Source organism: Pseudomonas sp. PDM21 (genome assembly GCF_014852505.2).
GTDB lineage: Bacteria > Pseudomonadota > Gammaproteobacteria > Pseudomonadales > Pseudomonadaceae > Pseudomonas.
On sequence record NZ_CM181223.1, the window covers coordinates 689879 to 701275 of the forward strand.

8 protein-coding genes and 2 riboswitches are annotated in these 11397 nt (G+C 68.1%); of the genes, 4 read left to right on the forward strand and 4 right to left on the reverse strand.

What is annotated here, in order from left to right; all coding sequences use genetic code 11:
- Nucleotides 1-4 precede the first annotated feature (4 nt).
- Together cobN and cobW are read right to left on the reverse strand one after the other, a co-directional pair.
- On the reverse strand, nucleotides 5-3736 hold the full coding sequence (gene cobN / locus IB275_RS03390) for a cobaltochelatase subunit CobN (RefSeq protein ID WP_192290568.1): 3732 nt from the start codon (nucleotides 3734-3736) through the stop codon (nucleotides 5-7).
- Between the two features lie 93 nt (nucleotides 3737-3829).
- Entirely contained in the window at nucleotides 3830-4882 is a 1053-nt protein-coding gene (cobW, locus tag IB275_RS03395; protein WP_192290566.1) for a cobalamin biosynthesis protein CobW, read from the reverse strand.
- 235 nt (nucleotides 4883-5117) lie between these two features.
- Nucleotides 5118-5312: riboswitch (cobalamin riboswitch) on the reverse strand.
- A 71-nt stretch (nucleotides 5313-5383) separates the two neighbouring features.
- Nucleotides 5384-5602: riboswitch (cobalamin riboswitch) on the forward strand.
- Nucleotides 5603-5705: 103 nt separating this feature from the next.
- Between cobW and IB275_RS03400 the strand changes: the two genes are divergently transcribed.
- The 4 genes from IB275_RS03400 to cobM all read left to right on the forward strand — a co-directional run bounded on the left by IB275_RS03400 (nucleotide 5706) and on the right by cobM (nucleotide 8009).
- Nucleotides 5706-5894 carry a CbtB domain-containing protein gene (locus IB275_RS03400; protein WP_192290564.1) on the forward strand — a complete coding sequence of 63 codons (189 nt, stop codon included), beginning with the start codon at nucleotides 5706-5708 and terminating at the stop codon, nucleotides 5892-5894.
- Nucleotides 5895-6052: 158 nt separating this feature from the next.
- Nucleotides 6053-6763 carry a CbtA family protein gene (locus tag IB275_RS03405; protein WP_192290562.1) on the forward strand — a complete coding sequence of 237 codons (711 nt, stop codon included), beginning with the start codon at nucleotides 6053-6055 and terminating at the stop codon, nucleotides 6761-6763.
- A gap of 77 nt (nucleotides 6764-6840) precedes the next feature.
- The gene (locus IB275_RS03410) at nucleotides 6841-7257 is read left to right on the forward strand and encodes a cobalamin biosynthesis protein (protein ID WP_192290560.1); all 417 of its coding nucleotides are present in this window, start codon (nucleotides 6841-6843) and stop codon (nucleotides 7255-7257) included.
- Entirely contained in the window at nucleotides 7254-8009 is a 756-nt protein-coding gene (gene cobM, locus IB275_RS03415; protein WP_192290558.1) for a precorrin-4 C(11)-methyltransferase, read from the forward strand. Before IB275_RS03410 ends, cobM begins: the two co-directional genes overlap by 4 nt.
- Before the next feature lie 339 nt (nucleotides 8010-8348).
- Here the strand turns inward: cobM and mapR are convergent, their stop codons facing one another.
- Complete coding sequence (mapR, locus tag IB275_RS03420) at nucleotides 8349-9758, reverse strand: GntR family transcriptional regulator MpaR (protein ID WP_192290677.1); 1410 nt, start codon at nucleotides 9756-9758, stop codon at nucleotides 8349-8351.
- An 86-nt stretch (nucleotides 9759-9844) separates the two neighbouring features.
- On the reverse strand, nucleotides 9845-11254 hold the full coding sequence (ccoG, locus tag IB275_RS03425) for a cytochrome c oxidase accessory protein CcoG (protein ID WP_192290556.1): 1410 nt from the start codon (nucleotides 11252-11254) through the stop codon (nucleotides 9845-9847).
- Between the last annotated feature and the right edge of the window lie 143 nt (nucleotides 11255-11397).

Consider the following 11397-nt stretch of genomic DNA (forward strand, 5'->3'; position numbering starts at 1 on the left):
TCCCTCACTGCTCTTCGCTGTCCACCAGCAGATTCTCCAGCGCCTCCCGGTACTCCCCTGGCTCTTCCCACAACCCGCGCTGCTGTGCTTCCACCAGGCGTTCGGCGATGTCGCGCAGGGCCTCGGGGTTGTGCTGGCGGATGAACTCGCGGGTGTCGTCGTCCAGCAGGTAGGCGTCCGCCAGCAGGCGGTACTGGTGGTCGTCCACCAGTTCGCTGGTGGCGTCGAAGGCGAACAGGTAGTCCACCGTCGCGGCCAGTTCGAAGGCGCCCTTGTAGCCGTGGCGCTTCATGCCGGCGATCCATTTCGGGTTCACCGCGCGGGCGCGTACCACGCGGCCGAGTTCTTCCTTCAGGGTGCGGATGCGCGGGTTGTCCGGCTGGCTGTGGTCGCCGTGGTAGCTGGAGAGCGACTGCCCCTGGATGACCTCGGCGGCGGCCAGCATGCCGCCCTGGAACTGGTAGTAGTCGTTGGAATCGAGGATGTCGTGCTCGCGGTTGTCCTGGTTGTGCAGCACTGCCTGCAGGCCGGAGAGGCGCTGGGCGAAGCGTTCGCGCGCCGGCGTGCCGTCGTCGCTGGCGCCGTAGGCGTAGCCGCCCCAGTTCAGGTACGCCTCGGCGAGGTCGGCGCGGCTGTCCCACTGGCGCGATTCGATCACACCCTGCACGCCGGCCCCGTAGGCGCCGGGCTGGGCGCCGAAGATGCGCCAGCCGGCCTGGCGGCGGGCTTCATCCCGCGCCAATCCCTCGGACTGCAAACGTGATTGGTCGGCCCGTACGCGGGCGGCGAGCGGGTTCAGATCGTCCGGTTCGTCCAGCGCGGCGACGGCCTGTACGGCGGCGTCGAACAGACGGATCAGGTTGGCGAAGGCATCGCGGAAGAAGCCCGAGACTCGCAGCGTCACGTCGACCCGCGGACGGTCGAGCAGGGTGATCGGCAGGATCTCGAAGTCTTCCACGCGCTGGCTGCCGGCCTGCCACACCGGGCGCACGCCGAGCAGCGCGAGGGCCTGGGCGATGTCGTCGCCGCCGGTGCGCATGGTCGCCGTGCCCCACACCGACAGGCCGAGCTGGCGCAGGTGGTCGCCATGGTCCTGCAGGTGGCGTTCGAGCAGGCGGCTGGCCGACTGGAAGCCGAGGCGGAAGGCGGTGGGCGTGGGCAGGTTGCGCACGTCCACGGTAAAGAAGTTGCGCCCGGTGGGCAGCACGTCGACCCGCCCGCGACTGGGCGCGCCGCTGGGGCCGGGCGGGACGAAGCGGCCGTCGAGGCCGGCGAGCAGGTGGCCGATTTCGCTGGCGCCACAGGCGTCCAGGGTCGGTGCGATCTGCTGCTGAAGTTGCGCGAGGACCGCCGCGCTGGCGCTGCCCGGCGCGCTGGCTGAGCCGTCGATCAGGCGCAGGGCGAACAGCTCCAGGCGCTCGCGGGTGTCGCCGTTGCTGCGCCAGGGCTCGTCGCTCACCGCGAGCAGCGCTTCCGGGCGCGGGCCTTCCCACATCCCGGCGAAGGTCTCGTCCAGCGGATCGCGACCCAGCTGCAGGTCTTCACTCAGCGCACGCAGCAGACTGGCGTTGCCGCCGCGTCCATCACCGCGTGGGATGCGCACCAGCGACAGCAGTGTGTCGCGGCGCAACGCGCCTGAAGGCGATTCGCCGAACACATGCAGGCCATCGCGAATCTGCGACTCCTTGAGGTCGCACAGGTAAGCATCCAGCTGCGGCAGCCAGCTTTCCGCATCGTCGCTCAGTTGCAAGCCCAGCTCGCGGTCCAGCGAGGTCTCGCGCACCAGCGTGAGGATGTCGCCACGCAATTCGGTGGCGCGGCGCGGGTCGAGCAGGGAGGCGTCGTAGTACTCGTCGGCCAGGCGTTCGAGGTCACGCAGCGGGCCGTAGTTTTCCGCGCGGGTCAGCGGCGGCATCAGGTGGTCGATGATCACTGCCTGGGCGCGGCGTTTGGCCTGGGCGCCTTCGCCGGGGTCGTTGACGATGAACGGGTAGAGGTTCGGCAGCGCGCCGAGGATCGCGTCCGGCCAGCATTCCTCGGAGAGCCCGACACCCTTGCCCGGCAGCCATTCGAGGTTGCCGTGCTTGCCGACGTGGACCACCGCGTCGGCGCCGAACACCTCGCGCAGCCAGAAGTAGAAGGCGAGGTAGCCGTGGGGCGGCACCAGCGACGGATCGTGGTAGATCGCCGCGGCGTCGAGCTGGTAGCCGCGTGCCGGCTGGATGCCGACGAAGCCGAGGCCCAGGCGCAGGCCGGCGACCATCAGGCGGCCGCTGCGGAACATCGGGTCCTGCTGCGGCTCGCCCCAGCGTTCGCGCACGGCTTGCTGGTTGGCTTGGGGCAGGCGCGCGAAGCAGGCCAGGTAGTCGTCCAGCGCCAGGCTCTGCGCGCAGGGGCGCAGGTCGAGGCTGTCGAGGTCGTTGCTGACGCCGCTGAGCAGTTGCTGGATCAGCGCGGTGCCGGAATCGGGCAGGCCGGCGACCGGATAACCCTGAGCCTCCAGCGCGCGCAGGATATTCAGCGCGGTGGCCGGCGTGTCGAGGCCGACACCGTTGCCGATGCGCCCGTCGCGGGTCGGATAATTGGCCAGGATCAGCGCCACGCGCTTGTCGGCGTTGGCCTTGCGCGCCAGCAGCATCCAGCGCCGCGCCAGCTCGGCGATGAAGTCCATGCCGGGAAGATGCGGCAGGTAGCAGACCACGTCACTCTGGCTGCGCTCGCTGCGCCAGGCCAGGCCCTTGAAGCTGATCGGCCGGGTGATGATGCGCCCGTCCAGTTCCGGCAGGGCGATGTGCATGGCCAGGTCGCGCGGGCCGAGGCCTAGCGGGCTGGCGCGCCAGAGGTCGAGGTTGTCCAGCGAGCAGATGGCTTGCAGCACCGGCACGTCGCGTCGGAACGGCCGGTCCTGCGGCGCTTCCGGGTTTGACTGAGCGAAGCCGGTGGTGTTGATGATCAGCTCGGCGTCGGCGCTGTCCAGCAGGCTTTCCACCGCGTCCAGGCAGGCGGCCTCCTTGAGGCTGGCGACGGCGATGGGCAACGGGTTGATGCCCTGGGCCTGCAGGCGTTCGCAGAAAGTGTCGATGAAGCCGGTGTTCGCCGCCTGCAGGTGGGTGCGATAGAACAGCAGCGCGGTGACCGGGCACGCGGGGCTCCAGTCGACCTGCCAGCGGGCGAGGTCGCAGCTGCCAATCCGCGGGTGATAGACCGCCACGCGCGGCAAGGTCTGTGGTTCGCTCCAGGCGTAGTCGCGTTGCAGGTGACGGCTGGCCAGGCAGGCGAAGAACTGCCGGGCGTTGTCCATGCCGCCCTGGCGCAGGTACTGCCAGAGGCGTTCGGCATCCTCAGGTGGAACGTTGCACAGGGCGCCGAGTTCGGGGTCGGGCTTGTCGTCGCCGGGGACGGCGATCAACGTGGCGCCGCGCTCGGCCAGCGTCGCCAACTGCTCCATGCCGTAGCGCCAGTAGCCGACGCCGCCATGCACCGAGATCAGGATGACCCTGGCGTGCTGCAGCACCTCGTCGACGTAGAGGTCCACCGAGGCGTGGTTCTGCAGCTGCATGGGGTTGGCCAGGCGCAGGCTCGGGTAGTCTTCCGGCAGTTCGCGCGCGGCCTCGGCGAGCAGCGCCAGGTGCGAGTCGCCGCTGCAGAGGATCACCAGTTCGGCGGGCGTCTGGGCCAGGTGTGCGATGCCATCATCGGGGACGAAGCCGCCGGGTTGGGTGCGCAGCAGGTGCATGGATCGGGCCTTGTCGCTCGGTGGTAACACCCTCTCCCCAGCCCTCTCCCTGAAGGGAGAGGGGGCAGTTCGGCGTTTGCGGGTAGCGTTGTGTTACGCCAGGGCGGTACGCAGCTCGTTGGCGATGGTGGCCTGGTCCAGTTCCTGGCCGATCACCACGAGTCGGGTGCCACGGGGTTCGTCACTGCGCCAGGCGCGGTCGAAGTGCTTGTCGAAGCGCTTGCCGACGCCCTGCACCAGCAGGCGCATGGGCTTGCCGGGGATGGCGACGAAGCCCTTGATGCGCAGCACGGCGTGACGTTCGACCAGCGCACTCAGCGCATCGAGCAGGGCGCGCTCCTCCACTTCCGGCAGGTCGACGTGGAAGGAGTCGAACTCGTCGTGGTCATGATCTTCATGGCCTTCGTGGTCGTGATGAGTCGGGCGGCTGTCGATGTGCAGTTCGGCCTCGGCGTTCAGCCCCAGCAGCACCGAGAGCGGCAGTTGGCCGGAGTTGGCCTCGACGATCTTCACCGCCGGCGGCAGCTCCTCGGCAACTTCGGCACGCACGCGGGCCAGCGCATCGGCGTCGAGCAGGTCGGCCTTGTTCAGCACCACCAGGTCGGCACTGGCCAGCTGGTCTTCGAAGAGTTCGTGCAGCGGCGATTCGTGGTCCAGGTTCGGGTCCTGCTTGCGCTGCTCGTCCACCTGCTCGGGGTGGGCGGCGAAGGTGCCCGCGGCCACGGCCGGGCTGTCCACCACGGTGATCACCGCGTCGACGGTGCAGGCGTTGCGGATTTCCGGCCACTGGAAGGCCTGCACCAGCGGCTTGGGCAGGGCGAGGCCGGAGGTTTCGATGAGGATCTGGTCGAGGTCGCCACGGCGCGCCACCAGCTCGCGCATCACCGGGAAGAACTCTTCCTGCACGGTGCAGCACAGGCAGCCGTTGGCCAGCTCGAAGACGCGGCCGACCGCTTCTTCTTCGCTGCAGCCGATGGAGCACTGCTTGAGGATTTCGCCGTCGATGCCCAGCTCGCCGAATTCGTTGACGATCACCGCGATGCGGCGGCCGGAGGCAGTATCGAGCATGTGGCGGAGCAGGGTGGTCTTGCCGGCACCGAGGAAGCCGGTGACGATGGTGACGGGGAGTTTGGCCAGGGTTTTCATGCGCGCCTCGCAAGCGAAATTGGGAGGGCGGATGAAGGGCGCGCGCGCGGGTTCGCCGCGCAACGAAGGTCGCCACCGGATCACCCCGCCCGGTTGTCTGTTGATAACGAACCAGTTCTGGATCTCGCGAGCTGGAGCCAGGCAAGGCGGAGGGTCGCTGGGGACGCGGAGTTGACTGTAGTCAATGAGCAGTCCACGGCGATCCTCCAACGCAGCATGGCCGACGCGCAGCAGATCGAAAACCCGTCACGAGGCAGGTCTCCTGGCTCACAGCCCTTTGTTATCCCTTCGCCTTCCCGCCCGAATCGGCAGTGGCGCGTGAAGAGACAGGCTGTTCACAGTTGCGGGGGCAGCCGTGGCGCATCCGAAGATTTCCACGTTCCCTCTTAGCTCCGGCCAGTGCCGGAGAACCTCGAAGGGAGGAAGGCTACGCAGCGTGGCCGGGCCGGTCAATCGCCGGGGATCGGTTGCTGCGCAGTTGACGCTGCGGGACTGCCGTGGTCAGCTAGCGCGGTTTCAGGTGTCTCGCGCCGACGCGCGCGAGGTGAAACGGGAAGCCGGTGCGTCCGCAAGGACCAGTCCGGCGCTGCCCCCGCAACGGTAAGCGCATCGAGGGTCGTCAGTAGCCACTGTGCCAAGGCATGGGAAGGCTGACCCATCCGGCGAGAGTCTCTCGCTGGCGTCGCAAGCCCGGAGACCGGCCTGGAATCCTCACATTTTGGCAACCCGCGGTGGGCGGGCGCAGGCCGTGGCGCGACCGATCCGGCGCGTTCGAATGCGTTCAACCTCTGCGTTCTCACTCTAGGTTTCAGAGGGAACGTTCATGTCCAGCAGCATCCTGACGCAACAGGTGTCGAGCACTTCCATCCCCCTTTCCAAACGCATCAGCCTGGCCGTCGGCGCCAGCCTGCTCGGTGCGCTGCTGGTGTATTTCGCCGGTTTCTCGCATCTGGAAGCGGTACACAACGCCGCGCACGATACCCGCCATAGTGCGGGATTCCCCTGCCATTGATGCGGTTCTGATTTCAATCGGCTGCGCGTCGGCCAGGCTGCGTTGGAGTATCGCCGTGGACTGCTCATTGACTGCAGTCAACTCCGCGTCCCCGGCGATCCTCCGCCTTGCCTGGCTCTAGCTCGCTCGATTCGAGAGTCCGAAAAGGAAAGGAAAAAATGATCAAACGTATCGCCCAGACCGCCGGTTTCGCCGGTCTGATCGCCGCGCTGGTGCTGACCTTAGTCCAGCTGCTGTGGGTATCCCCGCTGATCCTCAAGGCGGAAACCTATGAGAAATCCGAGCCGGCCGCCGCGCTGGTCGAGGAGCACGCCCACGAGCATGCCGACGGTGCTGCTGCGGGCCACCACCACGACGCGGAAGCCTGGGAGCCGGAAGACGGCTGGCAGCGCATCCTCTCCACCACTGGTGGCAACCTGGTGGTCGCGGTGGGCTTCGCCCTGATGCTGGCCGGCCTGTTCGCCCTGCGCGCGCCGGGCAAAACCTCCGAAGGCCTGTTCTGGGGCCTGGCCGGCTTTGCCGTGTTCACCCTCGCACCGTCCCTCGGCCTGCCGCCGGAAGTCCCCGGCACCGCCGCCGCCGACCTGAGCCTGCGGCAGACCTGGTGGATCGGCACGGCCGCCGCCACCGCCGCTGGCCTCGCGCTGCTGGTGTTCGGCCGCCACTGGGCGCTGCGTATCGTCGGCCTGGCCTTGCTGGTGGTGCCACACGTGATCGGCGCGCCGCAACCGGAAGTGCATTCCAGCCTCGCGCCGGAAAGCCTGGCCCATGAGTTCATCCTCGCCTCGCTGGTCACCAACGCAGTGTTCTGGCTGGCGCTCGGCCTGGTCGCCGCCTGGCTGTTCCGCCGCTTCGCGCCGTCGGCCTGATCCGCGCGCTATGCTCGACCCCGCAGCCGGCCAGGCCGTCTGCGGGGTTTTTATTGTCACCTTCCAGGAGAGCGACCATGACGCTGGTTGCCGGCCTCGGTTGCCGCCGGGGCTGCCCGCTCGACGAGCTGCGTGCGCTGCTGCGAGAAACGTTGGCCGAAGCAGGGCTCGACGAGTCGAACCTCACCGCGCTGGCCAGCGCCACGCTGAAGGCCGACGAGGAAGGGCTGACCGCCCTGGCTGCCGAGCTCGACCTGCCGCTGGCGCTGTTCACGCCTCAACAGCTCGCGGCCTGCGAGAAACGCCTGAGCGACCCTTCCGAAACTGTGCGCGCGGCCACCGGCAGCGCGAGCGTGGCCGAAGCGGCGGCATTGCTGCGGGCCGAGGCGCAAGGTGGTGCGCCGGCACGCCTGCTGGTGGGTAAGCGCCGCAGCGAGCAGGCCACCTGCGCACTCGCTTTCATCCCCGTCGAATCCGCACAGGAGCCTTCATGACGGTCCACTTCATCGGCGCCGGCCCCGGCGATCCCGAACTCATCACGGTCAAGGGCCAGCGGCTGATCCGCACCTGCCCGGTGATCCTTTACGCCGGTTCTCTGGTGCCGCCGGCCGTGCTGGAAGGGCACAGCGCAGAGCGCGTGGTGAATACCGCCGAACTGAACCTGGAGGAGATCGTCGAGCTGCTGGCGCAGGCCCACGCGGAGGGCAAGGACGTCGCGCGGGTGCACTCCGGCGATCCCTCGCTGTTCGGCGCCATCGGCGAGCAGATCCGCCACCTGCGCGAACGGGGCATCGCCTACGAGATCGTTCCCGGCGTCACCGCGACTTCCGCCTGCGCGGCGATTCTCGGCTGCGAGCTGACCCTGCCGGACATTTCCCAGACGCTGATCCTCACCCGCTACGCGAGCAGGACGCGCATGCCCGAGGGCGAGTCGCTGGCGGAACTGGCGCAGCACCGCGCGACCCTGGCCATTCACCTGGGCGTTGGTCAACTGGCGAATATCGTCGCCGAGCTGCTACCGCACTACGGTGCGGACTGCCCCATTGCAGTGATCCATCGCGCCAGCTGGCCGGATCAGGACCTGGTCACCGGCACCCTCGGCGACATCCTGCCCAAGGCGGCGGCCAAGGGTTTCCGGCGCACGGCGCTGATCCTGGTGGGCAAGGTGCTGGGGGCGGAGGGGTTTGCCGATTCCTCGCTGTACAGTGCGGGGCATGCGCATCTGTATCGCGGGGGCTCCTTGTAGGCGCGAGCTTTGCGCGCGAGCAGGGATTCCCGGAGGCGCCAGGGCTGGTCGGTTCGCGAGCAATAACGATGGCGTCCCCCTCGCTCCTGCGGAAGAGCAGATAGGCACGAGGTTCAGGCCAGCCACTGATCCCCGCGCGGCAGCATCCCGCGCCGCAGGTACCAGCGCACCCACAGGTGCACGCCGAGCGCGGCGCTCACTGTGAGCAGGATCATCAGGCCTTCTGCTTCCATGGCAGCTTCCCTCGTCCGGGTTTCCTGCCTGACAGGGTAGGCCTGCGACAAAGCGCCGCACAGATACAGATCGTTTCCGAATGTGCGGATCAGTCCGGCTGCCGCTCTACAGCGAGTGAATGATCCGCCCGAGGGTTTCCATGGCCTGTTCGCTGGCCGTGGTCCACGGGTGGCCATAGTTCAGGCGCAGGCAGTGGCCGAAGCGCCGCGTCGCCGAGAAGATCGGCCCCGGCGCGAGGCTGATGCCCTGGGCATGGGCGAGCTGGAACAGCTTGAGCGCGTCGATGTGCTCGGGCAGCTCCAGCCACAGGAAGTAGCCGCCACTGGGCCGGGTGACGCGGGTGGCGGCGGGGAAGTGCCGGGCCACGGCGGCGAGCATCGCGTGCTGCTGGCTTTCCAGCGCGTGGCGCAGCTTGCGCAGGTGGCGGTCGTAGCCGCCGTGCTGCAGGTAGTCGGCGATGGCCGCCTGGGCCGGCACCGAGGCCGACAGGCTGGTCATCAGCTTGAGCCGCTCGATCGGCTCGGCGTAGCGCCCGCCGGCGACCCAGCCGACCCGGTAGCCCGGCGCGAGGCTCTTGGAGAAGGAGCTGCAGTGCATCACCAGCCCTTCGCTGTCGAAGGCCTTTACTGGCTTGGGCGCCTGGGCGGCGAAGTACAGCTCGGCGTAGACGTCGTCCTCGATCAGCGGCACCTGGTGCTGGGCCAGCAGCGCGGCAAGGGCGCGCTTCTTGTCCTCGGCCATGCTCGCGCCCAGCGGGTTCTGGAAGTTGCTCATGAACCAGCAGGCCTTGATCGGCAGGCGCGCCAGGCTGTCGGCGAGCACGTCCAGATCGATGCCTTCGCGCGGGTGCACGGGGATTTCCACGGCCTTGAGTTTCAGGCGCTCGAGCACCTGCAGGCTGGCATAGAAGGCCGGCGCCTCGATGGCGACCAGGTCGCCCGGCTGGGTGACCACCTGCAGGCACAGGTTCAGCGCTTCCAGCGCGCCGTTGGTGACCACCAGCTCCTCCACCGGCAGCGGCATGCCGCCGACCATGTAGCGCAGGGCTATCTGTCGGCGCAGCGCGTGGCTGCCGGGGGCGAGGTCGGCGACCACCGAGCGAGGGTCCATGTCGCGCACGGCGTGGGCCATGGAGCGCGCCAGGCGCGGCAGGGGGAACAGTTCCGGCGCCGGGAAGGCCGAGCCGAAGGGCACGGTATCCGGGTCCTTGATCGAGCTGAGTACTGAGAACACCAGTTCGCTGACGTCCACCTCGGTGGTCTGCGCGTCGTGGCGGGAGATTTCCGGTTCGGCCAGGGCGCGTTGCACGTGTTCGCGGACGAAGTAGCCCGAGCGCGCGCGGGCGACGATCAGTCCGCGATCCTCCAGCAGGTAATAGGCCTGGAATACCGTGGAGGCGCTGACCCCGTAGGTGCGGCTGGCATGCCGCACCGAGGGGACTTTCTGGCCGGGGGCGAGTACGCCGCTGCGGATCAGGCCGGCGATCTCGTCGGCGAATTTCTCGTAGCGCTTCATCTTGTCCTGCACGGCGGCCTGAGGGGCGGAAGAATCTGCCCACTCTAGGCGCTGCGCCGAGGTCACGCCAAGCTCCCGAGCCATGCTCAGCGCCTCGGCGAGACGAAGGTGCTGGCGGCGTCGATGGACTCGTTGCCATCGCTGACCTTGAAGTGCAGCGGCACCGAGCCACCGGCGCTGCTCTGCGCCAGGCTTGCCACCGAGACGGCGAAGTCGCGGATCTCGCCCGGCTGCAGCATCAGTTCCGGCACGCCCTGCAGGCGGTAGCCGGCGCCATCGGCGAGGCTCAGCTGGTAATGCTGCGGCTGCTGGGTCTTGTTGATCAGCTTGAGGTTGTAGATGTTCTCGATCTCGCCGACGGCGTTCTCGCGGAACAGGCCACGGTCGCGGGCCACGTCGAGGTTGATCAGTGGCCGTGCCTCCAGCGCCCAGACGAACGCGCCGATCATCACCAGCAGCACCGCCGCGTAGCCGATCAGGCGTGGGCGCAGCAGGTGGGTCTTGCCGCCCTCCAGCGCGCTTTCCGAGGTGTAGCGCACCAGGCCGCGTTCGTAGCCCATCTTGTCCATCACCGAGTCGCAGGCGTCGATGCAGGCGGCGCAGCCGATGCAGGCGATCTGCAGACCGTCGCGGATGTCGATGCCAGTGGGGCAGACCTGCACGCACTGGTGGCAGTCGATGCAGTCGCCCAGGCCGAGAGCCTTGGGATCGGCGTCCTTCTTGCGCGCACCACGGGACTCACCCCGCGCCGCGTCGTAGGAAATGATCAGGGTGTCCTTGTCGAACATCACGCTCTGGAAGCGCGAGTACGGGCACATGTGGATGCACACCTGCTCGCGCAGCCAGCCAGCGTTGGCGTAGGTGGCGGCGGCGAAGAAGGCGACCCAGAAGGTGCTTTCCAGGTCGAGTCTGAAGGTGAACAGGTCCGCCACCAGGGGGCGCACCGGCGTGAAGTAGCCGATGAAGGTGATCGCCGTGACCAGGCTGATCAGCAGCCAGAGGCCGTGCTTGGCGCCCTTGCGCAGGACTTTCTCGGCGCTGGCCGGGCCCTTGTCGAGTTTCATGCGCTGGTTGCGGTCGCCTTCGGTGACCTGTTCGGCCCACATGAAGACCCAGGTCCATACGCTCTGCGGGCAGGTGTACCCGCACCAGACGCGGCCGGCGAACACCGTGATGAAGAACAGGCCGAAGGCGGCGATGATCAGGATCGCCGAGAGCAGGATGAAGTCCTGCGGCCAGAAGGTCGCGCCGAAGATGTAGAACTTGCGCTCGGGCAGGTCCCAGAGCACCGCCTGGCGGCCGTTCCACTGCAGCCACAGGGTGCCGAAGAACAGCAGGAACAGCAGGCCGCCGCCGAGACGCCGCAGGTCGCGGAAACGTCCGGCAAAGCGCTTGGTGTAGACCGTCGGGGTCACCGCCGACAGCGGTTTGGGTGGCGGGGTGAAACGTTGCGGGGCGTCAATCTCGATGACCTTCGCTTGGATTCTTTCGCTCATTGTCGTGGCCCATCAGGCAGAAGAGGCGCCGCGACTGTACGAATCGGTCTGCACCCGAAACAGATTCAGGTTCGTCGGAAAAAACCATATCAGATGGCGGAAATCGCTCCACCCCGCAGCGCTACGGGCCTGGCGTGCTGCGC

Coding starts and splice junctions, on each gene's coding strand:
- cobN (WP_192290568.1), bottom strand. CDS start 3,736: ATGCACCTGCTGCGCACCCAACCCGGCGGCTTCGTCCCCGATGATGGC.
- cobW (WP_192290566.1), bottom strand. CDS start 4,882: ATGAAAACCCTGGCCAAACTCCCCGTCACCATCGTCACCGGCTTCCTC.
- IB275_RS03400 (WP_192290564.1), top strand. CDS start 5,706: ATGTCCAGCAGCATCCTGACGCAACAGGTGTCGAGCACTTCCATCCCC.
- IB275_RS03405 (WP_192290562.1), top strand. CDS start 6,053: ATGATCAAACGTATCGCCCAGACCGCCGGTTTCGCCGGTCTGATCGCC.
- IB275_RS03410 (WP_192290560.1), top strand. CDS start 6,841: ATGACGCTGGTTGCCGGCCTCGGTTGCCGCCGGGGCTGCCCGCTCGAC.
- cobM (WP_192290558.1), top strand. CDS start 7,254: ATGACGGTCCACTTCATCGGCGCCGGCCCCGGCGATCCCGAACTCATC.
- mapR (WP_192290677.1), bottom strand. CDS start 9,758: ATGAAGCGCTACGAGAAATTCGCCGACGAGATCGCCGGCCTGATCCGC.
- ccoG (WP_192290556.1), bottom strand. CDS start 11,254: ATGAGCGAAAGAATCCAAGCGAAGGTCATCGAGATTGACGCCCCGCAA.